This window comes from Stappia sp. ICDLI1TA098, assembly GCF_054880955.1.
On the sequence record NZ_JBTZBT010000001.1, the window covers coordinates 2,100,454 to 2,124,898 of the forward strand.

Consider the following 24,445-nt stretch of genomic DNA (forward strand, 5'->3'; position numbering starts at 1 on the left):
GATCCGCGCGCGGACGAGGGTCTCACACGACCTTGCCCGCGCGCCGCCGCCGGCCCCTCCGTCCGGCCGGCACGCACGCTCCCGGCCCCGGGAAACGGGGTCACATGATCCAAGACGGCAGGCAGAGACGGCAGGAATGGCAAGCGACACATCGGCCGAACCACAGGTGCTTACGACCCGCGACGGGATCCCGCTCAAGGTGAGCCTCGCCAAGGCGCTCAGGCGGGAGAAGCTGCGCTCGCTGATGCTGATCGCGCCGTTGCTCCTGTTCATTCTCGTCAGCTTCGCCGCACCGATCGCGGACATGCTGTTCCGCTCGGTGGAAAACGGCATCGTCGCCGACACCTTGCCGAAGACGGTGAAGGCGCTCGCGTCCTGGGATCCGGCCTCCGGCAAGATTCCCGGCGAACCGGTTTTCCAGGCCATGCGTGACGACCTCCTGGTCGCCACCGAGGAAAAGACCCATACACGGCTTGGCTCGCGCCTCAACTACGAAGCCTCCGGCATGTCGAGCCTGTTCCGCAAGACGGGCCGCCGCGTCGAGCGCATGGACGCGGACAAGCCCTATGCGGAGCAGTTCATCGACATCGACAAGGACTGGGGCGATGTCGCCACCTGGTCGCTGCTGAAGCGCTACTCGCCGCGGATCACGCCGGGCTACTTCCTCAACGCCGCCGACATGCAGATGACGGCCGACGGCATCGAGCTGAAGCCCGAGAGTGAGCGGATCTACCTCTTCCTCTTCGCCCGCACGCTGTTCCTGTCGCTGTCCATCATGCTGTCGTGCCTGCTGCTCGGCTATCCGGTCGCCTACCTGCTATCGTCGCTGCCCGCGCGCTCGGCCAACCTGTTGATGATCCTCGTTCTTCTGCCATTCTGGACATCGCTGCTGGTCCGCACGTCGGCCTGGAAGGTGCTGCTTCAGCAGCAGGGCGTGATCAACGACTTCCTTGTCTGGATCGGATTGATCAGCGACGCCAACCGGCTGGTGATGATCAACAACCAGACCGGCACGATCATCGCGATGACGCACATCCTGCTGCCCTTCATGATCCTGCCGCTCTACTCGGTGATGAAGACGATCTCGCCCACCTACGTTCGCGCGGCCAAGAGCCTGGGGGCCACCGACTGGACCGCTTTCTGGCGGGTATATTTCCCGCAGACCGTGCCTGGCATCGGCGCCGGCGCGATCCTCGTCTTCATCCTGTCGATCGGCTACTACATCACGCCGGAACTGGTGGGCGGAACCAGCGGCATCTTCATCTCGAACCGCATTGCCTACCACATTTCCAGTTCGCTCAACTGGGGTCTGGCGGCGGCGCTGGGCGTGATCCTGCTCGCCGCGGTGATGCTGCTCTTCTATGTCTACGACAAGATCGTCGGCATCGATAACGTCAAGCTCGGCTGAGGAGGCCCAAGAAGAAAATGTCCTCTCTTCCTGCCTATGCCTCTACCGGCCAACGCGCCTGGTACTACAGTTTCCGTTTTATCTGCGGCCTGATCTTCTTTTTCCTGATCTTCCCGATCATGGTGATCGTGCCGCTATCGTTCAACGCGGAGAACTTCTTCACCTTCACCAAGGCGATGCTGGCGCTTGATCCGGCGGGTTACTCGCTGAAGCACTACGAAGACTTCTTCACCAACCCGGACTGGCAGCAGGCGATGTGGAACTCGCTGTCGATCGCGCCGGTGGCGACGCTGCTGGCGACCGGCCTCGGCACGCTGGCGGCCATCGGCCTGTCGCAGAGTCATGTGCCCTTCCGCTCGGCGATCATGGCGGTGCTGATCTCGCCGATGATCGTGCCGCTGATCATCTCGGCGGCGGGCATGTATTTCTTCTATTCGCGCATCGGACTGCAGGGAACCTACATCGGCGTGGTGCTTGCCCACGCCGCCCTCGGCACGCCCTTCGTCATCATCACGGTGACGGCGACGCTCGTCGGCTTCGACCGAAGTCTGACCCGGGCGGCGGCGAGCCTTGGCGCCAACCCGGTGACCACCTTCTTCAAGGTGCAGATGCCGCTGATCATTCCCGGCGTCGTCTCGGGCGCGCTCTTCGCCTTCATCACCTCGTTCGACGAAGTGGTGGTGGTTCTGTTCCTGGGCTCGGCCGGTCAGAAAACCCTGCCCTGGCAGATGTTTACGGGACTGCGCGAGCAAATCTCGCCAACGATCCTGGCCGTCGCCTCGCTGATGGTGGCGATCTCGATCGCACTGCTGACGGTGCTGGAGCTGCTGCGGCGGCGTTCCGAGCGGCTGCGCGGACTGACGCCAGGCTGAGCCGATCTTGCGCAAGATCGTGCATTTCGTGCGAAACGCGCGACAGGATTTCGAAAAACTGAGAGGCCGGTTGCGGAGATTGTCCGCAACCGGCCTCGTCTTTTTCCGCAGTCCCGAAAGCCCGGCGGAACGGGGTTATCCCCGCCCCGCCGGATCCGTCAGACGATCCGCTCGGGCTCGCCGACCCGATAGCCGAATTCCAGCGCGGCATCGCGCAACCATTCCAGGAAGCTTGCCTCGAAGCTCGCCGGGCAGAGAAGGTCGAACGCCTCCTTGCTGCGGCGCAGGAGAACGACCGGCATCTGGTGGATGACGGACTGCGCCAGCGATCCCGGCGGGAAGGAGGCCATCGAGAAATCGATGGCGACCGCCTTGTTGAGAACCGCGATGGCGTCCTCACCCGAAACGCGAACCGCGTGACGGGCACTGGACAGGTCGACGACCGACGCCTCGTCGGTCCCGAAAGCCTCGTCCAGCCGGGCGACATCGCCGGCATCCGACGAGAGCCACAGGAAGCGGCCGAAGGCAACCCAGCAGAAGAGCGCGGCCTCGCCCTCGGCGAACCTGCCGGGGCGCCCCGGCAGGTCGGTGCCGGCAAGCGCGCCGAGGCGGGTGCATACGTCCTCAAGCCGGTTCGGCCATGCGCCGATCTCGACAATCGCACCGGTCTCCAGCGGCGCCAGGCCAAGGCGCAGGCCACTGGCGCCACCGGTCTCGCCAGCCACCAGCGGCCCGCCGTGGACCTCGTCCTGGCCTGCCGGCTGGCCGGCATCTGGAAGCGGCGGGGCGGGATCGCCGGTCACATTGCCAGCCGCGGCTACGGTGTTGCTGTCGAAGGTGGCGTCAGACATGCATTCTGCTCCCCTCGGGGTCGTGGAAACAGGGATGAACCACCCGCACCCGAACCGAGATCCCCTTGAGGGGATAGACGGCGTCGAGTTCATCGCCCGTGCGGCTGTTTCCACCGGAAAGAAGGGCCAACGCGATCTGCGTGCCCATAACAGGCGAGAAGGTCGTGGCGGTCACGTGCCCGAGACTCGCCCCTTCTCCCGGGCTGGTCAAGTGGCTGCCCGCCCGGATCTTGTCTCCCTCCACCGCGACAAGGCCGACAAGCACCTCGCGCTCGGGGTCCGAGAGCCCAGGGCGCGCCAGCATGGCGGAGCCGACGTAGGGTTTGCGACGAGAGGCCATCTTGCCGAGACCGACATCGGAAAGCGTCGTTCGCCCGTCCATCTCGGCTCCGGTGATATGGCCCTTCTCGATCCTCAGCGTGCCGAGCGCCTCCAGCCCGTAGGGAACGATTCGTTCCGGCGCGCCGGCCTCCAGCAGCGCTTCCCAGACCGCAAGCCCGTCCGTCCAGTCGCAATAGACCTCATAGGCAAGCTCGCCAGAGAAGGAGAGCCGGGCGATGCGCACGTCCACGCCGGCGATGCGCCCGCGCGTCAGCCCCATGTGGGGACAGGCATCGGGCGAGACATCGCCCTTGGAGAGCGCCCGCTGCAGCACCGCGCGTGAGGACGGGCCGGCAATGGCAAGAGCCGCGAACCGGTCGGTCACCGAGGTGACGTGAACGCGCAGCTCCGGCCAGACGACGTCCAGATAGTGCTCCATATGGGCAAGCACGGCGCCGGCGTTGGCGGTCGTCGTGGTCACCAGGAAGCGGGTCTCGTCCAGCCGCCAGGCGGTGCCATCGTCAAACATGATGCCATCCTCGCGCAGCATCACCCCGTAACGGGCCTTGCCGACGGGAAGCCTGGCGAAGCCGTTGGCATACAGTCGGTCGAGGAAGACAGCCGCGTCCGGCCCCTGGACGTCGATCTTGCCCAAGGTCGAGACATCAACGAGGCCGACGCCGGCGCGCACCGCGCGCGCCTCGCGGACATAGGCATCCTCGAGCGTTTCGCCCGGGGCGATGTAGGCACGCGGCCGCATCCACAGACCGGCAGCCATCATCTGCGCCCCGTGCTCCACATGCCAATCGTGTATCGGCGTCAGCCGCAGCGGCTGCAGGTGGGCGCCGGCCTCACGCGCGGCGATGGCGCCGATGGCGACCGGGGTGTAGGGCGGCCGAAAGCGGGTGGTGCCGACATCCGCCATCGACAGACCCCGCGCCTTCGCCAGCAGGGCGATGGCGTTGACGTTGGACGTCTTTCCCTGATCGGCCGCCATGCCGAGCGTGGTGTAGCGCTTGACGTGCTCGACGGAGGAAAAGCCCTCGCGGTCGGCAAGCGCCACATCGTCGGCAGTCACATCGTGCTGCAGATCGACGAAGCGCTTCTGCCGGCCGACGGCGGGCACCTCGAAGAGCGGGAACGGCAGTTCGGCGCCCGCCGCGCCCTCAAGCACGGGAAGCACCGGCGCGGAGGAAACCGCAGCGCCGCAGGCCCGGGCCGTGACCTGCCCGGCCCGGGCCCCGCTTTCCAGCGCCGCCGCAAGATCCAGTTGCCCGGCGCAGGCACCGCAGGCGGTCCAGGCCTCACGCGGGGTTCCGGGCAGAAAGGACTGAAGCGCCGTGTCGAAGACGGGCGGGCTGCCCGCCTGGCTGGCGAGATGCACGCTCGGTGTCCATCCGCCGGCGACGAGCAGCGTGTCGCAGGCCGGCCGCATGGCGTTGACGCCGAGCGTGCCGCTCACCGGGTCGAAGCCGCGAATGTCGACGCCGGCCAGCACCGTGTGGCCGCGCGTGCCGACGACCACCGCCCCGGTCTCGAGCCGGATGCCGCGTTCGCCGAGCTCCTCGGCGAGATCGCCGCCGACACCGCGCCGGCAATCGACCACGGCCTTGACCGGAACACCAAGCTCCGCGAGAGCGAGCGCGGTGCGCACACCGCCGTCGTTATTGGAAAAGAGGATCACCGAGCGACCGACGGAAACCCCGTAGCGCCTGGCATAGGCAAGCCCGGACGAGGCCAGCATGACGCCCGGCTTGTCATTGCCGGAAAACACCAGCGGACGCTCGATCGCCCCGGTTGCCAGCACGACGCGGCGGGCATGGATCACCCAGTGGCGCTGGCGCGGCTGAAACACCGGCGGCTCGCGCAGGTGGTCCGAGACCCGCTCGACGGCGGCCAGCACGTTGCCGTCGTAATAGCCGTGGACGGTGGTGCGCGGCAGCAGGCGCACGCCGGCCGTGGCAAGTTCGCCCAGCGTCAGCTCGACCCAGGCGGAGGCGGACAGCCCGTCGAGCCTCGCCCCGTCTTCATGGACCCGTCCGCCGAGACAAGCGTTCTCGTCGGCGAGCATGACGCTCAGCCCGCTTGCCGCCGCCGCCTTTGCCGCCATCAGGCCGGCCGGACCGCCGCCAACCACGAGCACGTCGCAAAAGGCGTTGCGCTTCTCGTAGCGGTCGGGATCGGGGAAGTGGGTGCCATGTCCAAGCCCGGCGGCCCGGCGAATGACGCGCTCGGCGATGTGCCAGCCGGTCTGCCCGGCCTCCATGAAGGTCTTGTAGTAGAAGCCCGCGGCGAAGAGCGGCGCCAGCTTGTTGTTGATCGCCATGGCGTCGAAGGCGAGGCTCGGCCAGCGATTCTGGCTTTTCGCCTCCAGTCCGTCGAAGAGCTCGGCCATCGTTGCGCGGGTGTTGGGCTCCTGGCGCGCGCCCGAGCGCAGCTCGACCAGCGCGTTGGCCTCCTCCGGGCCGGCGCTCATGACGCCGCGCGGCCGATGGTACTTGAACGAGCGGCCGACGAGCTTGCGCCCTGTCGCCAGCAACGCCGAGGCGAGCGTATCGCCGGCATAGCCCTCAAGCCGGTTGCCGTCGAAGCGGAAGGCGAGCGGGCGCGTGCGGTCGACATGACTGCCGCCCTTTTTCAGACGAAAGCCGCTCATGCGCGCCTCTCCAGTTCGGCGGCGAAGAGCGCGGCGCGACCGGCGGGCTCGACGGACAGGATCTCGTGAGTGGCCGTGTCGCGGACAACGCGCAGCCAGTGGCGACAACCGGATATGTGGTGCCAGAGCTCCGTGTGCGGGCCGCGCGGGTTCTCGCGGTCGTAGACATAGGCGGCGAAGGGCTCGGCCTCGGTCACGGAGAGATCGGGACGGGTAAGCGTTCCGTCGCCGCCGTAGGAGAATTCGGCGACGTCGCGCAGCCCGCAACAGGGACAATCAATACGCATGGCGGGCGTCCTTTCAGTGCATCTTCGGAACCGGGCCGGCGCCGCGCTCGTCAATCGAGGCGCCCCGGCGGAACCGGTCGAGGGTGAAGGCGGCGTTGAGCTCGTGCGGCGCGTCCTTCGCGATGGTCCAGGCGAAGCACCAGCCGGAGGCGGGCGTCGCCTTGAAGCCGCCATAGCACCAGCCGCAGTTGAGGTAGAGCCCGTCGCGCGGGCCGGTCGCGATGATCGGGCTGCCGTCCATGCTCATGTCCATGATGCCGCCCCAGCTCCGCAGCAGGCGCAGGCGCGAGACGAAGGGCAGCATGGCCACCGCCTCGGCCATGACGTGTTCCACCACCGGCAGGTTTCCGCGCTGGGCATAGGAATTGTACTTGTCGATGTCACCGCCGAAGACCAAGCCGCCCTTGTCGGACTGGGACATGTAGAGGTGGCCGGCGCCGAAGGTGACGACGCTGTCGAGGATCGGCTTCACCGGCTCGGTGACGAAGGCCTGGAGCACATGGCTCTCGATCGGCAGATGCGAGACGCCGGCCTTGCGCATGACCTCCGACGTGCTCCCGGCAACGGCGACGGCGACCTTGCCGGCGCGGATCTCGCCGCGCGAGGTGGTGACGCCAACGATGCGCCCGCCCTCCTCGATGAAGCCGGTGACCTCGCAGTTCTCGATGATGTCGACGCCGCGCGCGTCGGCGGCGCGGGCATAGCCCCAGGCGACCGCATCGTGTCGCGCGGTGCCGGCGCGCGGCTGCAGGAGGCCGCCGAGTACGGGAAAGCGGGCGTTGGGCGACACATCGAGGCCGGGCACACGGGCGGCGACCTCCTCGCGCGACAGAAGCTCCGCGTCGATGCCCTGCAGACGCATGGAGTTGCCGCGCCGGGCATAGTCGTCGATCTGCGACGGGGTGTGGGCGAGATTGAGCACGCCGCGCTGGGAGAACATGACGTTGTAGTTGAGGTCCTGCGACAGGCCCTCCCACAGCTTCATCGACCACTCGTAGAAGCGGTTGTTCTGCGGCAGCATGTAGTTGGAGCGCACGATGGTCGTGTTGCGGCCGATGTTGCCGGAGCCGAGCCAGCCCTTCTCCAGCACCGCGACATTGGCGATGCCGTGCTCCTTCGCAAGATAGTAGGCGGTGGACAGGCCATGGCCGCCGCCACCGACGATGATCACGTCATAGGCGGGTTTCGGCTTGGGCTTGCGCCAGGCGGGCTGCCAGTTTCGATGGCCGGAAAGCGCGTGGCGCACCAGCGACAAGGCGGAATATCTCTGCAACGTCAAAGCTCCCCCGGGTCCCGCGTCGGGCCCCCTGTTTCAGTTGGTTCGAAGTTGCGCCTGCCGCCGCGCCCCTCCCGTTCCGCTCGGCTCAAGCCGCGCCTTCCGTGCGTTCGTTCCAGCCGGTGCGCGCCGGCTCGGCGACGGCGAACTCGGTAAGCAGCCGACGGCGGAAGATCCGCACCGCCTCGCGCTGGAGATCGTCCGGCCGGAACAGCATGAAATAGCCGAAGCCGGACGGAGTCGAGAGGTCGAAGGGCGCGGCGAGGCGACCGTCGGTGAGATCGCGCGCGGCAAGGCGCTTGTCGGCAACGACGAGACCGCCCTCGCGGGCGGCGAAGTCCAGCGCCATATGGGCGGTGTCAAAGACAATGCCCTGCGGCAGCGGCCGAGACACGCCGGCGGCGCGCAGGAACTCCGCCCAGGCGGTGTGGCGGCCACCCTCGTTGCGCACATGCAGGACCGTTTCGACGCGCAGCGCCTCGGCAAGGCCCGCACCCGCCACCCGGGCGGCGGCATCGGGCCGGCACAGCAGCGTCAGCTCCTCCATCCACAGCAGGTCCATGACCTGGTCGGTGACCCGGGGACGGGAAAACACCACCGCCGCGTCATGCGCCGTGTGGTCGAGACTGTCGAGGACGTAAGGCGTGTCGATCTCGATGGCGACGCCGCCCTCGGCGCGGCAGGTCTCGATGATGGGGGCGGCCATGCGGCAGGCGAAGGACGGCGGCAGGGCAAGGCGCAACGTGCCGCCCCGGTCGATGCCGCACACCGCGTTGAGCCCGGTCTGGAGGCCGTCGAGGGCCGGTATCACGGCGAGCAGCAGGTCCTGCCCGGCCCTTGTCAGCGCGAGCGCCGAACCGCGGCGCTCGAACACGCGCGCGCCGATGAGTTCCTCCAGGTTGAGAATGTGGCGGCTGATGGCGGACTGGGTGACGCCAAGCCCCTCGGCGGCGCGGGTGAAGCTCATCTGCCGCGCCGCCGCCTCGAAGGCGCGCAAGGAGTTGAGCGGCAGGCGTCGACGGTCGATAGGGGCAGGCTGGCTCGTCATCGGGCGTCCGGTGCGTGGCGGCTGGCTCAGGTTTCGAGCCTTGAGGCTACGCCGGCTTTCGGCGGAAGCAAAGCGCCAGTTGCACCCCGGCGGAACCGCATCGCCGAACCCGGCATCAGGCATTCAGTACCCGTTCGGCGATGAGGAGCAGGTCCTCGTCCGTCACCGCACGCAGGCTGGCAAGGCGCATCGGGGCGTTCTCGGGCCGCGCCATCTGCGCGGCGAGACGCTCCGGCGACAGGCGGTTGATGTCGGCGGGAAGATGCAGCGAGATGCCGAGCCGGCGCACCAGACCGGAAAACGCCATCGGCAGTTCGCCATAGTGGGCGCAGCCGAAGGCCTGGGCGACGTCCTTGTAGGCCGCCTCCTGCCCCTCCATCGACCAGGCCAGAGAGGCGGCCATGCCAAGCGCCACCGCCCGCCCGTGATGGATCGGCAGCAGGCTCGCCAGCGCATGGGCGATCATATGGGCAATGCCGGTGCCGCAATTGTCGATGCCGGTGCCGGCGCGCGCAGCGGCAAGCAGCAGCGCTCCGCGCGCGGCGAGATCGTCCGGCTCGGCCACCGCCTTCTCCAGATGGGCAACGGCAAGGGCGATCGCCGAGCAGCAGGTGGCGCTGTTTTCCGCGAAGGCGGCCCGGTTCGTCGCCGCCTCCATGGCATGGACGATGGCGTCGAGCCCACAGGCGGCGGTGAGCGGCGCGGGAAGCCCGGTGGTGAGCTCGGCGTCGAGCAGGGCGACATCGGGCTTCAGCGCCTCGCCCCAGTACCAGTATTTGACGCCCAGCGCGTCGGAGACGATGGAGACGGCGGTCGTCTCCGAGCCCGTGCCGGCGGTGGTGGGCACGCAGACCAGCGGCAGGCGCGACAACGGCAGCGGCCGGGCGGCGAGCCGGTAGCTGGAAAGCGCATCCGGCGCACCAAGCGCGGCGGCGGCAAGCTTGCCGGCATCGAGCGCCGAGCCGCCGCCCAGCGCCACGACGACACCGGCCTCGCGGTCGCGGGCGAGCGCCATCGCCTCCTCGACCCGTTCCTCCTTGGGATCGCTCATGATCCGGTCGTAGGTGACGACCCGGTGGCCCGCCTCCTTCATGATGCCGGCGATGCGCGGCGTCAGGCCGAGCGGGCCGAGGCCGGCGTCGGCGACGAGAAGCACGCAGGCCCCCTCCCCGGCGAGCCCCGAGACGAGCGCGCCGAGACCCGCGCTCGTGCGCGGGCCGCAGACGATGCGCGGAACCCGGTTCATGGTGAAAGTCGGCATCTCCCCTCCCCGCCAAAGCGCGAAGCCTGGAGGATCCGACAGGGATGCGGCGGAGGGAAATGCAAAAAGGAAATCGGCCGATCACATAAAATGGGCCGCGCCCCGCCCGCCGCGACGAAGCGCAACCGGCCCCGCGGGATGCGGAACCGGTTGCGCAGTCGCCAGGCGGGCTCGGGCCCTGACGATCAGACCAGGCCCGCCTTGGTCAGCGGCAGCACCACCGGCAACACGCCGTTGGCGGCGAGAATGGCGTTGGCGACCGCCGGGCCGACCGGCGGCGTGCCGGGCTCTCCCGCCCCCGTCGGCGCTTCGGCGGAGGCGATGACCTCGACCTCGACCGCCGGCATGGCGTCCATGCGGATCGGCAGGTAGGTGTCGAAGTTCTGCTGGTCGACATGGCCGTCGGTGAGCGTGATCTCGTCGTAGAGGATCGCGCCAAGGCCGTAGCCGATGCCGCCCTCCATCTGCGCCTTGACGTTGTCCGGGTTGACCGCGACACCGCAGTCGACCGCACACCAGACCTTCTCCACCTTGAAGGTGCCGTCTTCCGCCTTCGACAGTTCCGCGATCTCCGCGACATAGGTGCCGAAGGATTTGTGGACGGCGACCCCGCGGAAGCGGTCGCCCGCCTTCGATCCGGACCAGCCGGCCATGTCCGCCACCTTGTCGAGCACGGCAAGCTTGCGACGGTTGATCGCGTCATGCTCCTCGTTGCCCGTGGGCGCGGAGAGGTGCCGACGGCGGAACTCCACCGGATCGGCCTTGGCCGCATGGGCGAGCCGGTCGATCATCCCTTCCACCACATAGGCGGTCTGGGTGTGGCCGACCGAGCGCCACCACAGCACCGGCACGCCGACCTTCGGCGAATGCAGCTCCCCCTTGAAGTTCGCCGTCTTGTAGCTGAAGTCCTCGACGCCCTCGATCGAGGTGACGTCAATGCCGTCCTTGACGGCAAAGGCCTCCATGAAGGTGCCTGCCATGAGCGACTGCTGGACGATGCGGTGGTGCCAGCCGGCGATATTGCCGTCGCCGTCGAGGCTGGCGCGAACCCTGTGCACGCCCATCGGCCGGTAGTAGCCGGCGCGGGTGTCGTCCTCGCGGGTGTAGACCAGCTTGATCGGCTGGGACTTGCCCCAGATCCTGGCGATGGTCGCCAGCTCGACGATGTGGCGCGCATCCGGCGAGGTGCGCCGGCCGAAGGAGCCGCCCGCATAAAGCGTATGGATGGCGACGTTCTCAGGCTTCAGGCCCAGCACCTTGGCCGCCGTGCCCTGATCCACCGTCTGGAACTGGGAGGGATACCAGAGGTCCGCCTTGTCGCCGTCGACATGGATGGTCAACACCATCGGCTCCATCATGCCGTGGGCGAGATAGGGGAACTCGAAGGTCTCCTCCACCACGTCGCCGGCGGCCAGTATCGCGGCGACATCGCCATCGTCGCGGAAGACGGGGCCGTCGGAAGCGGCGAGCTTGCGATACGCGTCAAAGAGCGTGTCGCTTGAGCGCGTCTCGGCGCCCGTCTCGTCCCACTCGATTTCGAGCAGGCCGCGCGCCTTGATCGCCGGCCAGGTCGAGGTCGCCAGCACCGCAACGCCGTGGTCGGGCACCTCGATGACATCGACAACGCCGGGAACCTTGCGCGCCTCGGCGGCATCGACCGACTTGACCCTGGCGCCGAACGCATGGGGCCGCTCGAGCACGGCGACCAGCATGTTCTCGCGCTGGACATCCATGCCATAGGTACGCGGAGCGCCGACGGTCTTGTTGGGAACGTCGAGGCGCGGGAAGGACTTGCCGATGAAGACCCAGCGGTCCGGGGTTTTCACCGCGACCGTCTCCGGCACCGGCATCGCCGCCGCCTTCTCCGCCAGATCGCCGAAGCCGGCCGACTTGCCGGAAGCGTGGGAGAGCGTGCCCTCCCTCACCACGATTTCGGAGGCGGGAACGCCCCATTCCGCTGCTGCGGCGGCAACGAGCATGGCCCGCGCCGTGGCGCCCGCCTCGCGGTACTGCATGAAGGAGTTGGCGATCGCGGTGGAGCCGCCGGTGCCCTGCATGCCGAAGGCGAGGTTCTTGTACTTGTCCACCTCGGCGGGCGCGAACTCGGCCCGCATCTGGTCATGGCGCGCGTCCAGCTCGTCGGCGACAAGCGTGGCAAGCCCGGTGGCATTGCCCTGTCCCATGTCGAGATGCTTGTTCAGCACCGTGACGAGACCGTCCGGCGAGATGCGCACGAACGGCGTGAACATGTCGCCGGCGGCAGCTTCGCCCGAGGCCCCGGCGACGGCCACGCGTGCCGGCGCGCCGAGGCCGATGACGAGGCCGCCGGCGGCAATCGCCGACATCTGAAGGAAGGAGCGGCGCGAGGGACGCGGCGCGCTTTCGGACATATGATCGATCATCTTGAACATCGGCTCAGCCCTCCATCGTCTCTGCCGCGCGGTGGATCGCGGCGCGGATGCGGGGATAGGTGGCGCAGCGACAGACATTGCCGCTCATCGCCGCGTCGATGTCCTCGTCGCTCGGTTTCGGCGTGTCCTGAAGAAGCGCGGTGGCCGCGAGGATCTGGCCGGACTGGCAGTAGCCGCACTGCGGCACGTCGAGCTCGCGCCAGGCCGACTGGACGGCCTCGGCCGCCTTGCCGGAGACGCCCTCGATGGTGGTGATCGATGTGCCTTCGACGTCACCCACCTGCGTCTGGCAGGAGCGGATCGGCATGCCGTCCATGTGCACGGTGCAGGCCCCGCAAGCGGCGATGCCGCAGCCGAACTTGGTGCCGGTCATCTGCAACTCGTCCCTGAGAACCCACAGAAGCGGCGTTTCGGGATCTATATCGAGCGAGCGGTTCTCGCCATTGACGGTCAACTGGACCATATGTCCCTCCTGAAACCCAATCGGTCCGCGGTTGCCTTTTACAGGAGGCGCGGACCTTGAGCGTTTGCAACGTACTTCTAGGTGGGGCACGCTTCACCCAAGGTCCAATTGATTTTGGATATCCGGAAACATTGATGCCATGAATATCTCTTCGGTCGATCTCAATCTCCTCGTCGCTTTCGACGCCCTGATCAGCGAGCGCAACGTGACGCGCGCGGCGCGGCGGGTCGGGCTGACCCAGCCGGCCATGTCCAACGCGCTCGCCCGGCTGCGCGCGCTTTTCGACGACGAACTCTTCGTGCGCTCGGGGCGCGGCATGGAGCCGACGGCGCGTGCCCAGACGCTGGCGCCCCTTCTCAACGACGCGCTCAGGCGGATAGAGCAGGCGCTGGCGCCGGCGCTCGACTTCGCTCCCGAGCAGATCGACCGGATCGTACGCATCGCCATGACCGACAATTCCATGGCGGTGCTTCTGGTCGACCTGATCGAGCGGCTGCGACGCGACGCCCCCCGGCTCGACATGCACATCATGGGAACGCGCCCCTCGGGCATGACGCCGATGCTCGACGACGGCGAGATCGACCTGGCCGTCGGCGTCGGCAACGACCTGGAGGCGCGACATCGCTCGCGCACGCTCTACACCGACCGTCTGGTGGGCGTTGCCCGGCGCGGGCGCTTCGGGCCGCAGGGGCCGACGCTCGACCAGTTTCTGGCGGCCGAGCATGTGGTTGTCGCCCCGCGCGGCGGCGCGGGCGGCGTCGTCGACCGGGCGCTGGCGGCGAAGGGCCTGCGCCGGCGCGTCCTGCTGACCCTGCCGCAGTTCATCTTCGCCCCCTATGCGGCGGCACAGGTGGACCTCGTTGCCTGCCTGCCGGCGCGTATCGCGCTCGCCAAGGCAGAGCTTCTGGGGCTCGAGATCTTCGAGCCGCCGGTGGAGCTTCCCGATTTCACCGTCGCGCTGATCTGGCACGGTCGCGACGACGCCGACCCGGCGCATCAATGGCTGCGCGAGACCGTCGCCGAGGTGGCGCGACAGGTGACGGCGCTTGGCGACGATCACCTGCATGCCATGTGCGGCACACGAAGCAGGGAAGCCACCTTCGCCCGTTTCGCTGCTCCGGCAGACGTGATTGCAACGAACGAGGCAATGGAGACGGGCGCGGACGTTGCAGCCGAGCAGTTGCCGGCCGAATAGGCTGCACGCCCCGGACACTGACCGAAACGGGCGAGTTCATCGGCACTGTGCGCTATCGCGGGGACCCGATCACGGCACGCGTCCGGATCTACTGATATCAAGCCTCGAGCAACGGCGAGGCTCGACCGACAGGGTGGGCGGGCTGCTTCGCGCCCTTGTCGCCAGCATCGGCCGCCGGTGTTGCAAAAAGATAAGGGAGCGCGGCTTGGCCGCACTCCCCCTCCCCTCTGGTTATTCCTGCCAATCCGGTCGGGCCTGCCAAACCGGACCGGTCTGAAAAGCGGGCCGGGCCCTGGCTCCTCCTGCCGGGGCCCGGCCTCGGCTCCGGGCGATCGCCTCAGGCGACGTTGCGGCGTCGACCCGCGATGAGGTCGAGCACCGTACGTGCCGCGTCGAGGACATTCGAGCCCGGGCCGAAGATCGCGGAGACGCCAGCCTCGCGCAGGAAATCGTAATCCTGACGCGGAATGACGCCACCGCACACAACGATGACATGACCTGCACCGCGCTTCTCGAGCGCCTTGACGAGCTGCGGCATCAGCGTCTTGTGGCCGGCGGCGAGCGACGACACGCCGACGACATGGACCTTGGCGGCGATGGCGGCCTCCGCAGCCTCGTCGGGGGTCTGGAACAGCGGGCCGGCGAGCACCTCGAAGCCGACGTCGCCAAAGGCCGAGGCAATCACCTTGGCACCCCGGTCATGGCCGTCCTGGCCGAGCTTGGCGACCATGATGCGCGGCTTCTCGCCGAGTTCGGCGGCCAGATCGGACAGGCGGGTGACAAGGGTCTTGTACTCCGGCTCGTCCTTGTATTCGCCCGCGTAAATGTTGCGAACGACCTTGGGAACGGCGGCGTGGTCGCCGAAAACCGAGCGCAGGCAATCGGAAATCTCGCCGACGGTGGCGCGTGCGCGCGCCGCCTCGACAGCGCATTCCAGGATGTTGCCCTCACCCGTCTCGGCCGTCTTCGTCAGCGCCGCGAGCGTCTCCGCCACCCGGTCGGAATCGCGGCTGCGGCGGATCTTCTCCAGCCGGCGGACCTGGCTCTCGCGCACCGCGGCGTTGTCGATGTCGAGGATGTCGAGCTTGTCCTCGTCCTCGAGCCGGTACTTGTTGATGCCGACGATGACCTCGTCGCCCTTGTCGACGGCCGCCTGGCGGCGGGTGGCCGCCTCCTCGATCATCTGCTTGGGAATGCCCTTCTCGACGGCCGCCGTCATGCCGCCCTCGGCCTCGATCTTCTCGATCAGCTCCCAGGCGCGGGTGGCGAGTTCGTCGGTCAGGCTCTCCACATAGTAGGAACCGGCGAGCGGATCGACGACGTTGGTGACCCCGGTCTCGTGGTTGAGGATGAGCTGGGTGTTGCGGGCGATGCGCGCGGAAAACTCCGTCGGCAGGGCAATCGCCTCGTCGAAGGAGTTGGTGTGCAGCGACTGGGTGCCGCCAAGCACCGCCGACATCGCCTCGAAGGCGGTGCGCACGATGTTGTTGTAGGGGTCCTGCTCCGCGAGCGACACGCCCGACGTCTGACAGTGGGTGCGCAGCATCTTCGACTGCGGCTTCTTCGGCTCGAACTCGGTCATGATGCGCGACCACAACAGGCGCGCGGCGCGCAGCTTCGCCGCCTCCATGAAGAAGTTCATGCCGATGCAGAAGAAGAACGACAGCCGGCCGGCGAAGGCATCGACATCAAGACCCTTGGCGAGCGCGGCGCGGACATATTCGCGCCCGTCCGCCAGCGTGAAGGCCAGTTCCTGCACCAGCGTCGCCCCGGCCTCCTGCATGTGGTAGCCGGAGATCGAGATGGAGTTGAACCGCGGCATCTCCTTCGCCGTGTACTCGATGATGTCGGCGATGATCCGCATCGAGGGCTCAGGCGGGTAGATGTAGGTGTTGCGGACCATGAACTCCTTGAGAATGTCGTTCTGGATCGTGCCGGAGAGCTCGGCCCGGCTCGCGCCCTGCTCCTCGCCGGCGACGATGAAGCTCGCCAGCACCGGGATCACGGCGCCGTTCATGGTCATGGAGACGGACATCTCCTTGAGCGGAATGCCGTCGAAGAGGATCTTCATGTCCTCGACCGAGTCGATGGCCACGCCAGCCTTGCCGACATCGCCCTCGACGCGCGGATGGTCGCTGTCGTAGCCGCGATGGGTGGCAAGGTCGAAGGCGACCGAAAGCCCCTTCTGCCCGGCGGCGAGTGCCTTGCGGTAGAAGGCGTTGGAGGCCTCGGCGGTGGAGAAGCCGGCGTACTGGCGAATGGTCCAGGGCCGACCCGCGTACATGGTGGCGCGCGGGCCGCGCAGGAACGGCTCGAAGCCCGGCAGCGTACCCAGATGGCCGATGCCGTCGAGATCCTCCGCCGTGTACAGCGGCTTGACCGGAATGCCCTCCGGCGTGTTCCAGACGAGCTCCTGCGGATCGCGGCCCTTGAGCTCCTTCGACGCCAGGTCCATCCAGTCGCGAACGGTCGTCTTGGTCATAATCTCACGCCTCCGATGTAGCCAACGATGTGCCGAGCCACCGGGCGAGCACTGACGCCATGATCCCGGCTTCTCGCTTGACCCGCGCCAACATCATTCGAATTCCATGATCAGCTCGTCGACGGCGAGGCTGTCGCCGGGCTTGGCGGCGATCACTTTGACCACGCCCTTGCGCTCCGCCTTGAGCACGTTCTCCATCTTCATCGCCTCGACGGTGGCAAGCGTCTGTCCCGCCTCGACGGTCTGGCCCTCCTCCACCGAAATGGAAACGACGAGACCCGGCATCGGGCACAGCAGCATCTTCGAGGTGTCCGCCGCCACCTTCTCGGGCATCAGCCGCGCCATCTCGGCCTGGCGCGGCGTCAGGCAGGCGAGCGTCACATCGGCGCCGCGCTGACGCAAGCGGTAGCCGTGGAAGGTCTGCTCGACCTTGACCGCCAGCGCCCGGCCGCCGACTTCCGCCTCGATCAGGCGCATGCCCGGCTTCCAGCCATCGAGCGAGACGAGGATCTCGCCCGAAAGCGCGTGCCCCTGATCGGCCTCGCGCGCAGCGACGCGGTACATGCCCGTCCCCGTCTCCGGCGTCACCGCAACCGGATACTCGGCGCCGGCGACGACGATGGTCCAGTCCGGCCCGACAACGCGGCGATGGTTGTCCATGGCCCCGGAGATCTGCGTGGCGCGGGTCTCGGAGAGATGGTTGCAGGCGGCCGCAAGCGCCACGAGGCGCTCCATGTCCGCAGCCGGCAGCTCGACGCCCTGGAAGCCGTCGGGATATTCCTCGGCGATAAAGGCGGTGGTGATCGCCCCCGAGCGGAACCGCGGGTGCTGCATGACGGCGGCCAGGAACGGCAGATTGTGGCCGATACCCTCCACCTCGAAGCGGTCGAGGGCCTCCGACATCGCATCGACGGCGGCGATGCGCTCGGGCGCCCAGGTGCACAGCTTGGCGATCATCGGGTCGTAGAACATCGAGATCTCGCCGCCCTCGAAGACGCCCGTGTCGTTGCGCACCACGGTGCCGTCGGCACGCATGCCTTCGCTCGGCGGCCGATAGCGGGTGAGCCGGCCGATGGAGGGCAGGAAGTTGCGGTACGGATCCTCGGCATAGAGGCGGCTTTCCATCGCCCAGCCGTTCAGCCTGACGTCGTCCTGCGAGATCGAAAGCGTCTCGCCGGCGGCGACCCGGATCATCTGTTCGACAAGGTCGATGCCGGTGATCAGCTCGGTGACGGGATGCTCCACCTGAAGGCGGGTGTTCATCTCCAGGAAGTAGAAGTTGCGCTCGCCGTCGACGATGAACTCGACCGTGCCGGCGGAGGCGTAGTTCACCGCCTTGGCCAGCGCCACGGCCTGCTCGCCCATGGCGCGGCGCGTCGCCTCGTCGAGGAAGGGCGACGGCGCCTCCTCGATGACCTTCTGGTTGCGGCGCTGGATCGAGCATTCGCGCTCGCCCAGATAGATGGTGTTGCCGTGGCTGTCGGCGAGCACCTGGATCTCGATGTGGCGCGGCTGGGTGACGAACTTCTCGATGAAGATGCGGTCATCGCCGAAGGAGCTTGCCGCCTCGTTCTTCGACGACTGGAAGCCCTCGCGCGTCTCCGCCTCGTTCCAGGCGATGCGCATGCCCTTGCCGCCGCCGCCGGCGGACGCCTTGATCATCACCGGATACCCGACCTCGGCGGCGATCTTCACCGCCTCGTCGGCATCGGCGATCAGGCCCATGTAGCCCGGCACGGTGGAAACGCCGGCTTCCGCCGCCAGCTTCTTGGAGGTGATCTTGTCCCCCATCGCCTCGATGGCGGAGGCCGGAGGGCCGATGAAGGCGACCCCCGCCTTCGCCAGCGCATCGGCGAATTCGGCGCGCTCCGACAGGAAGCCGTAGCCCGGATGCACGGCGTCCGCGCCACAGGCGCGGACCGCCTCCAGGATCTTGTCGAGGACGATGTAGGACTGGTTGGCCGGCGGCGGGCCGATGTGGATCGCCTCGTCGGCCATCTTCACATGCAGTGCATCCCTGTCGGCGTCGGAATAGACCGCGACCGTGGCGATGCCCATCTTCTTCGCCGTCTTGATGACCCGGCAGGCGATCTCGCCGCGGTTGGCGATGAGGATTTTCTTGATCATTGAAAAGGTCCCGTTCCTGGCGTCGTCACAGCGGAATGTTGTCGTGCTTCTTCCAGGGATTCTGGATGTCCTTGTTGCGCAAGGTGGCAAAGGCGCGGGCGACGCGGCGGCGCGTCGAATGCGGCATGATCACGTCGTCGATGAAGCCCTTTTCCGCCGCCACGAACGGATTGGCGAAGCGGTCCTCGTATTCCTTCGTGCGCGCGGCGATCTTCTCCGGATCACCAAGCTCGGAGCGGTAGAGGATCTCGGTCGCGCCCTTGGCACCCATCACCGCGATCTCGGCCGTCGGCCATGCGTAGTTGATGTCGCCGCGAATGTGCTTGGAGGCCATCACGTCATAGGCGCCGCCATAGGCCTTGCGGGTGATCACCGTGACCTTGGGCACCGTCGCCTCGCCATAGGCGAACAGCAGCTTGGCGCCGTGCTTGATGACGCCGCCGTATTCCTGCGTGGTGCCCGGCAGGAAGCCGGGAACGTCGACGAAGGTCAGGATCGGGATATTGAAACAGTCGCAGAAGCGGACGAAGCGGGCCGCCTTGCGCGAGGAATTGATGTCGAGCACGCCGGCCAGCACCATTGGCTGGTTGGCGACGACGCCGACCGTCTGCCCCTCGATGCGAATGAAGCCGGTGACGATGTTGCCGGCATAGGCCTGCTGGATCTCGAAGAAATCGCCCTCGTCGGCGACCTTCGTGATCAGCTCCTTCATGTCGTAGGGCTTGTTCGGATTGTCGGGAATCAACGTATCGAGCGACATGTCGACGCGCGCCGGGTCATCGAAGAACGGACGAACCGGCGGCTTCTCCCGGTTGTTGGACGGCAGGAAATCGATGAAGCGGCGCAGGGCGACCAGCGCTTCCACGTCGTTGTCGAAAGCGCCATCGGCGACCGAGGACTTGCTGGTGTGGGTCTTGGCGCCGCCAAGCTCCTCCGCCGTGACCACCTCGTTGGTCACCGTCTTCACCACATCCGGGCCGGTGACGAACATGTAGGAGGTGTCGCGCACCATGAAGATGAAATCGGTGATCGCCGGCGAATAGACCGCGCCGCCGGCGCAGGGACCCATGATCATCGAGATCTGCGGCACGACGCCGGACGCCATGATGTTGCGCTGGAAGACGTCCGCATAGCCGCCGAGAGAGGCGACGCCCTCCTGGATGCGCGCACCGCCGCTGTCGTTGAGGCCGATCACGGGGGCGCCGTTCTTCACCGCCATATCCATGATCTTGCAGATCTTCTGGGCATGGGTCTCGGACAGGGAACCGCCGAAGACGGTGAAGTCCTGCGAAAAGACATAGACCATGCGGCCGTTGACCGTGCCCCAGCCGGTGATCACGCCGTCGCCGGGCATCGTGGTGTCCTGCATGCCGAAATCCACGCAGCGGTGGGTGACGAACATGTCGAACTCCTCGAAGGAGCCCTCGTCGAGGAAGATTTCGACGCGCTCGCGCGCCGTCAGCTTGCCCTTGGCGTGCTGGGCCTCGATGCGGCGGGTGCCGCCAGCCAGGCGCGCGGCGGCACGGCGGGTTTCCAGTTCCTGCAAGATCTCCTGCACGGGCGGCTCCTGTGATGCGTGACCGGCGTTCGGCCGACTGGATTTTCTCGTTGTTCGTGTCTTCGCTTTCGCGTCGTCTGTATCTGCGCGCCGGCTTTGTCGTCGCGCCGGCTGTCAAGCTTCGCACCTGTCTGATCCAGGCGGAGCGATGGCCCGTCGTCGCCACCCTGCGCCGCCCCTCTGCCGCCCTGAAGGCGAGCCGGATACGCGGTTGCGCGGCATGCGGGCAACGGCGGACGCGGGTCCACCGTCCGGACGGCAGGCGGCGCGCTGGTGTCGCGGCGCGGCGCATGCGCCGCCACCGTCATTCACACCGGCCCGGAGCCGGCGGAGGTGGCCCGGCCCGCCGCCGGCCAGATGCCGGAGACGGGCCGAGGCCGACTTTCGAACGTCAGCCGCGCGGGCTCAGACGCTGGCCGGCGACAACAATGGCAGCGGCCAGAACCGACTTCACAAGACCGGCAAGCAGGAACGGATAAAGGCCGAAGACCAGCGCCTTCTCGACCGAGCCGAGCAGCGTGGCGAGCCAGATCAGGCCCGGGACGAAGACAATCGCCTGGGCAAGGACCGAGGCGGTGACGGCGCGCAGGATGCCCTGCGTCCAGCCCTTCATGGCGAACCAGCCGGCGAGCCAGGCCGAAGCCACGAAGCCGAGCAGGAAGCCGCCGGTCGGGCCGGCCATATAGGCAAGGCCGACGCCCTTTTCCGGGGTTCCGGTGAACACCGGAAGGCCGGTCGCGCCTTCGGCCAGATACATCAGCACGCTTGCCGCGCCGAGACGCGGGCCAAGGGTGAAGCCGAGCACCAGCACCGCAAGGGTCTGCAGCGTCATCGGCACCGGGAAGAAGGGCACACTGACCTTGGCGGACACGGTCAGAAGCAGCGAACCGGCGAAGGCGACGATGAGCGTGCGCGCCAGCGGCCGCTCCGACGTCCACGAGGTCACGGTGGTGAACATGATGGCAGTTTCTCCTGTTAGTCCATATTCCAGACCGCCGACAACGCGGCGGCCGCTGCCTTCCCGTCTGGCTACCCGTTTTAGGGGCCGGACGGGAGAGTTGAAAAAGCCGCAAGGCGAACTTAATCTGTTTGCAAATTTGCATTTGCAAATTTGCAAACCCGACGCCTCGCGCCTCGGAACCGGGACCCCATTATGAAGAAGCTCTTCATCGGCCGCCAGATCCGATCCTTGCGCGAGGCGGCGAGCCTCACCCAGCGTGATTTTGCCGAAAGGCTCGGCCTGTCGACAAGCTATGTCAACCAATTGGAAAACAATCAACGGCCAGTTTCCGCGCCGGTGCTGTTGTCCCTGTCCGAACATTTCGGCCTCGACCTCGGCTCTCTTTCCGTCGATGACGACGACAGACTGATCGCGGCGCTGCGCGAGGTCTTCGCCGATCCGGTCTTCGCCGGCGGCAGGCCGGGGCTTCAGGACTTCAAGATGGTCAGCCAGAATGCGCCGGATTTCGCCCATGCCATGGTGCGCCTGCACCAGGCTTACCGGCAGATGAGCGAGCAGCTTGCAATGCTCGACGACACGCTGGCGCGCGACGAGACGCTGGCACGCCCGACCCCTTATGAGGAAGTGCGGGATTTCTTCCATTTCGAAAACAACTACATCCACGAGCTCGATGTCGCCGCGGAGGACCTGAACAGCCGGCTGACGCCGACGGGGCGCGTCTTCGCCCGCGACCTGGTCGAGCATCTGGAAACGCGCCACGGCATTTCGGTGACGCGCCACCGCCACGAGGCGGATGCGGGCGAGATCCGCACCTTCGACGCGCGCGGCAAGCGATTGTCGCTGAACGAGGCGCTGCCGGAATCGACCATCGTCTTCCAGCTCGCCCACCAGATCGCGCTCCTCGAGGCGCGCGCCATCATCGACGGCGTGCTGGCGAAGGCCAAGTTCCAGACGGATGACGCGGTGCATGTGGCGCGCATCGGTCTTGCCAATGCCTTCGCCGGAGCGCTGGTGCTGCCTTACCGGACCTTCCTCAAGGCCGCCCAGGAAACGCGACACGACCTTGATCTCGTCGCCGACCGCTTCGGCGCCAGCCTCGAACAGGTCGCCCACCGGCTCTCGACCATGCAGCGCCCGCGCCTGAAGGGCATCCCCTTCTTCTTCGCCCGCGTCGATCGCGCCGGCAACATCACCAAGCGCCACTCGGCCACCAAGCTGCAGTTCGCACGCTTCGGCGCCGCCTGCCCGCTGTGGAACGTGCACCGCGCCTTTGAAAGCCACGGAACGATCATCCGCCAGCTTGCCGAAACGCCGGACGGCTCGCGCTACATCTCGCTGGCCGCGCATGTGGTGAAGAAGTCGGGCGGCTATGGCGGGCCGGTGCTGCATTATGCCATCGCGCTCGGCGCCGAGATCGCGCATGCGCGCGACATCGTCTATTGCGACGGGCTCGACCTTGCCCGCGACGCGGCATTCGAGCCCATCGGCATCTCCTGCCGCATCTGCGAGCGGCTCACCTGCGCCCAGCGCTCGGTGCCGCCACTCAACCGCGCGATCTCCATCGACAGCGACCACCGCCGGCTGGTGCCCTACGAGATCCGGTGAGGCGGGCGAGAGGCCGTCAACTCTCGGCAAAGCAGCGAACGACCCCGCAGTCAGTGGAAAGGCCGCGCGCATTCCAAGGCACGCTTGCGCCGGTCGCCGGCAAGGAGGTTCGTGATCCTCTTCAGCTCGAACCGGCGATCCGCCCCCTCAAGCGCAGCCTTCGAGAACACGAGAGGGACGCTGTTGGCCTGTCCCGCATCGTGTCCGCGGCTCAAGAGCCGCCGTCCCGTTTGCCGCAGAAGGCGCGGAGGCCGACGGCGATGCTCGTTGGCGGGCAGCGCTCGCAAAACTCTCTCGTGCGCGCCTTGAAATTCCGCCCCTCGGCCCGAGATTGCCGCGACTACCGGTCGATGCAGAAGCGAAAGGCGGCGTCGAGCATCCTGCGGTCTCCCTCAACCAGGGGCACCGTGCCGCGCAGCTCGCCGCCCGCCGACTGCCCGAGGAAGACGCTGACCCCGAAAGCGGCCGCGCCGGCGACCCGCGTTCCCGTCTCCCGATCGAGTCGGAATTCCACCGATTTGCCCGAGCGGACCCGCATGCGATCGCGCGGCACGCGAATCCGCTGCACCTGGCCGTCCGCGCCGCTGAGAAGAAGGTCGCCCGGATCGGGCAATTCATCGGGCAGCGAGATGTCGGAGGAAACCAGGAGATGCGGCTCGCCACGCCGGCAGTAGGCGGTGACCTGGGTCAGCTCGTCGTAAAGCCGCGTGCGGCCGAGGCGCTTCGCCGCCGCGACGATGCCGGACTTGTAAGGTTCCAGATAGAAGGGCGCGAAGCCGTCGGGCGAGACGAGATCGAATTCCTCCAGCGTCGCCCGGTCTGGCTCGTACATCTCGTCGCGCCCGGCGGTGACGCCGAGCACGAAGATGCGCGGGTCGATGTTCATGTAGACCAGATAGGCGACGATCAGGCTCGATTCCGTCTGCCCCTGCGCCAGCGCATCGTCCTGCGTCAGGCCGGCCTTTTCCCACGCCTCCCGGTTCGGCACGAAGAAACGGTGGAAGCCGAGGCGGTTGCCTTCCGCAATCCGCCGGACAGCACCTCCGAGGAAGGTGTAGGCGCAGGCGCTCATGCAAAAGCCCTGCTGCCCGACGCGGCCGAACGCACCCTCCTCCACCCAGTTGCCGATGGCGGTCTCGTAATTGTGCTGGCGGATGATCGAGCCGAGATCGAGACCGGCGCGCAGGTTGCCGCCGCCGCTGTAGAGCAGCACCTTGTTGCCCTCGGGCTGCTCGCGCTCGAGAAAGGCGCGGAAAGCACGCGGCGTGTCGGCCGTGATCCCGCCCACCGCGAGGATGTAGCATGACGCGGCCGAGTTGCCCTCACAGACATTGTCGAACGCCATGTCGTTGCGAACGTCGAGTGCGAACGCCGGCAGGGGCACGCAGAGCAGGACACCCAACGCCATGCAGAGACCAAGACCGAACACCGGCAGCCGGCGTGCAAGCCGCGCCAGAACCTCTCTTCCAACCATCGTCCCCACCCCGTTCCCAAATCGCCGCAACGCGAGAATTTTCCCGATCCTTTCGCGAAGGGCAATCCCAAACGACGCGGTGGCGGCCGAGGCCGACGCACGACATCTGCCGGCATCTGTCCGGGCGCGGCCCCGAGACGTAATTTCCTTGCGTCGTCGCGCCTGATTTCGTACCTCGTCTTGCGGATC

At 67.3% G+C, this 24,445-nt stretch carries 17 protein-coding genes; 4 read left to right on the forward strand and 13 right to left on the reverse strand.

Annotated elements, in window-relative coordinates; genetic code table 11:
* Positions 1-136: 136 nt before the first annotated feature.
* Entirely contained in the window at positions 137-1,408 is a 1,272-nt protein-coding gene (locus ACSLUQ_RS09415; RefSeq protein WP_417773886.1) for an ABC transporter permease, read from the forward strand.
* Positions 1,409-1,425: 17 nt separating this feature from the next.
* Positions 1,426-2,280 carry an ABC transporter permease gene (locus tag ACSLUQ_RS09420; protein WP_461808357.1) on the forward strand — a complete coding sequence of 285 codons (855 nt, stop codon included), beginning with the start codon at positions 1,426-1,428 and terminating at the stop codon, positions 2,278-2,280.
* Positions 2,281-2,438: 158 nt separating this feature from the next.
* Here ACSLUQ_RS09420 and ACSLUQ_RS09425 read toward each other — a convergent pair whose 3' ends face one another.
* The 8 genes from ACSLUQ_RS09425 to ACSLUQ_RS09460 all read right to left on the reverse strand — a co-directional run bounded on the left by ACSLUQ_RS09425 (position 2,439) and on the right by ACSLUQ_RS09460 (position 12,854).
* Complete coding sequence (locus tag ACSLUQ_RS09425) at positions 2,439-3,131, reverse strand: sarcosine oxidase subunit gamma (protein WP_461808358.1); 693 nt, start codon at positions 3,129-3,131, stop codon at positions 2,439-2,441.
* Positions 3,124-6,108 (reverse strand): sarcosine oxidase subunit alpha family protein, encoded by a 2,985-nt coding sequence (locus ACSLUQ_RS09430; RefSeq protein WP_461808359.1) that lies wholly within the window; start codon positions 6,106-6,108, stop codon positions 3,124-3,126. Before ACSLUQ_RS09430 ends, ACSLUQ_RS09425 begins: the two co-directional genes overlap by 8 nt.
* The gene (locus ACSLUQ_RS09435) at positions 6,105-6,395 is read right to left on the reverse strand and encodes a sarcosine oxidase subunit delta (RefSeq protein ID WP_417773890.1); all 291 of its coding nucleotides are present in this window, start codon (positions 6,393-6,395) and stop codon (positions 6,105-6,107) included. Before ACSLUQ_RS09435 ends, ACSLUQ_RS09430 begins: the two co-directional genes overlap by 4 nt.
* A gap of 13 nt (positions 6,396-6,408) precedes the next feature.
* The gene (locus ACSLUQ_RS09440) at positions 6,409-7,668 is read right to left on the reverse strand and encodes a sarcosine oxidase subunit beta family protein (RefSeq protein ID WP_461808360.1); all 1,260 of its coding nucleotides are present in this window, start codon (positions 7,666-7,668) and stop codon (positions 6,409-6,411) included.
* Between the two features lie 91 nt (positions 7,669-7,759).
* Positions 7,760-8,842 (reverse strand): LysR substrate-binding domain-containing protein, encoded by a 1,083-nt coding sequence (locus ACSLUQ_RS09445; protein WP_461808361.1) that lies wholly within the window; start codon positions 8,840-8,842, stop codon positions 7,760-7,762.
* Positions 8,835-9,980 carry an iron-containing alcohol dehydrogenase gene (locus tag ACSLUQ_RS09450; protein ID WP_461808362.1) on the reverse strand — a complete coding sequence of 382 codons (1,146 nt, stop codon included), beginning with the start codon at positions 9,978-9,980 and terminating at the stop codon, positions 8,835-8,837. The genes ACSLUQ_RS09445 and ACSLUQ_RS09450 overlap by 8 nt, the downstream gene beginning before the upstream one ends.
* Before the next feature lie 185 nt (positions 9,981-10,165).
* Entirely contained in the window at positions 10,166-12,391 is a 2,226-nt protein-coding gene (locus ACSLUQ_RS09455; RefSeq protein ID WP_461808363.1) for a xanthine dehydrogenase family protein molybdopterin-binding subunit, read from the reverse strand.
* Between the two features lie 4 nt (positions 12,392-12,395).
* The gene (locus ACSLUQ_RS09460) at positions 12,396-12,854 is read right to left on the reverse strand and encodes a (2Fe-2S)-binding protein (protein WP_417773895.1); all 459 of its coding nucleotides are present in this window, start codon (positions 12,852-12,854) and stop codon (positions 12,396-12,398) included.
* A gap of 139 nt (positions 12,855-12,993) precedes the next feature.
* Between ACSLUQ_RS09460 and ACSLUQ_RS09465 the strand changes: the two genes are divergently transcribed.
* The gene (locus tag ACSLUQ_RS09465) at positions 12,994-14,049 is read left to right on the forward strand and encodes a LysR family transcriptional regulator (protein WP_461808364.1); all 1,056 of its coding nucleotides are present in this window, start codon (positions 12,994-12,996) and stop codon (positions 14,047-14,049) included.
* A 337-nt stretch (positions 14,050-14,386) separates the two neighbouring features.
* On the opposite strand, the gene scpA is transcribed toward ACSLUQ_RS09465, so the two are convergent.
* From scpA to ACSLUQ_RS09485, 4 genes are all read right to left on the reverse strand, one after another.
* Positions 14,387-16,531 (reverse strand): methylmalonyl-CoA mutase, encoded by a 2,145-nt coding sequence (gene scpA, locus ACSLUQ_RS09470; protein ID WP_417773899.1) that lies wholly within the window; start codon positions 16,529-16,531, stop codon positions 14,387-14,389.
* A 93-nt stretch (positions 16,532-16,624) separates the two neighbouring features.
* Positions 16,625-18,658, reverse strand: a complete 2,034-nt coding sequence (locus tag ACSLUQ_RS09475) for an acetyl-CoA carboxylase biotin carboxylase subunit (RefSeq protein WP_461808365.1) — start codon at positions 18,656-18,658, stop codon at positions 16,625-16,627.
* A gap of 25 nt (positions 18,659-18,683) precedes the next feature.
* Positions 18,684-20,216 (reverse strand): acyl-CoA carboxylase subunit beta, encoded by a 1,533-nt coding sequence (locus tag ACSLUQ_RS09480; protein ID WP_461808366.1) that lies wholly within the window; start codon positions 20,214-20,216, stop codon positions 18,684-18,686.
* A 391-nt stretch (positions 20,217-20,607) separates the two neighbouring features.
* A complete protein-coding gene (locus ACSLUQ_RS09485) occupies positions 20,608-21,174 on the reverse strand; it encodes a biotin transporter BioY (RefSeq protein ID WP_417773902.1) in 567 nt (188 codons plus the stop codon).
* A 195-nt stretch (positions 21,175-21,369) separates the two neighbouring features.
* On the opposite strand from ACSLUQ_RS09485, the gene ACSLUQ_RS09490 reads away from it, so the two are divergent.
* Positions 21,370-22,782 (forward strand): helix-turn-helix domain-containing protein, encoded by a 1,413-nt coding sequence (locus ACSLUQ_RS09490; RefSeq protein ID WP_417773903.1) that lies wholly within the window; start codon positions 21,370-21,372, stop codon positions 22,780-22,782.
* A gap of 340 nt (positions 22,783-23,122) precedes the next feature.
* Here the strand turns inward: ACSLUQ_RS09490 and ACSLUQ_RS09495 are convergent, their stop codons facing one another.
* On the reverse strand, positions 23,123-24,256 hold the full coding sequence (locus tag ACSLUQ_RS09495; RefSeq protein WP_417773904.1) for a COG3904 family protein: 1,134 nt from the start codon (positions 24,254-24,256) through the stop codon (positions 23,123-23,125).
* Positions 24,257-24,445 lie beyond the last annotated feature (189 nt).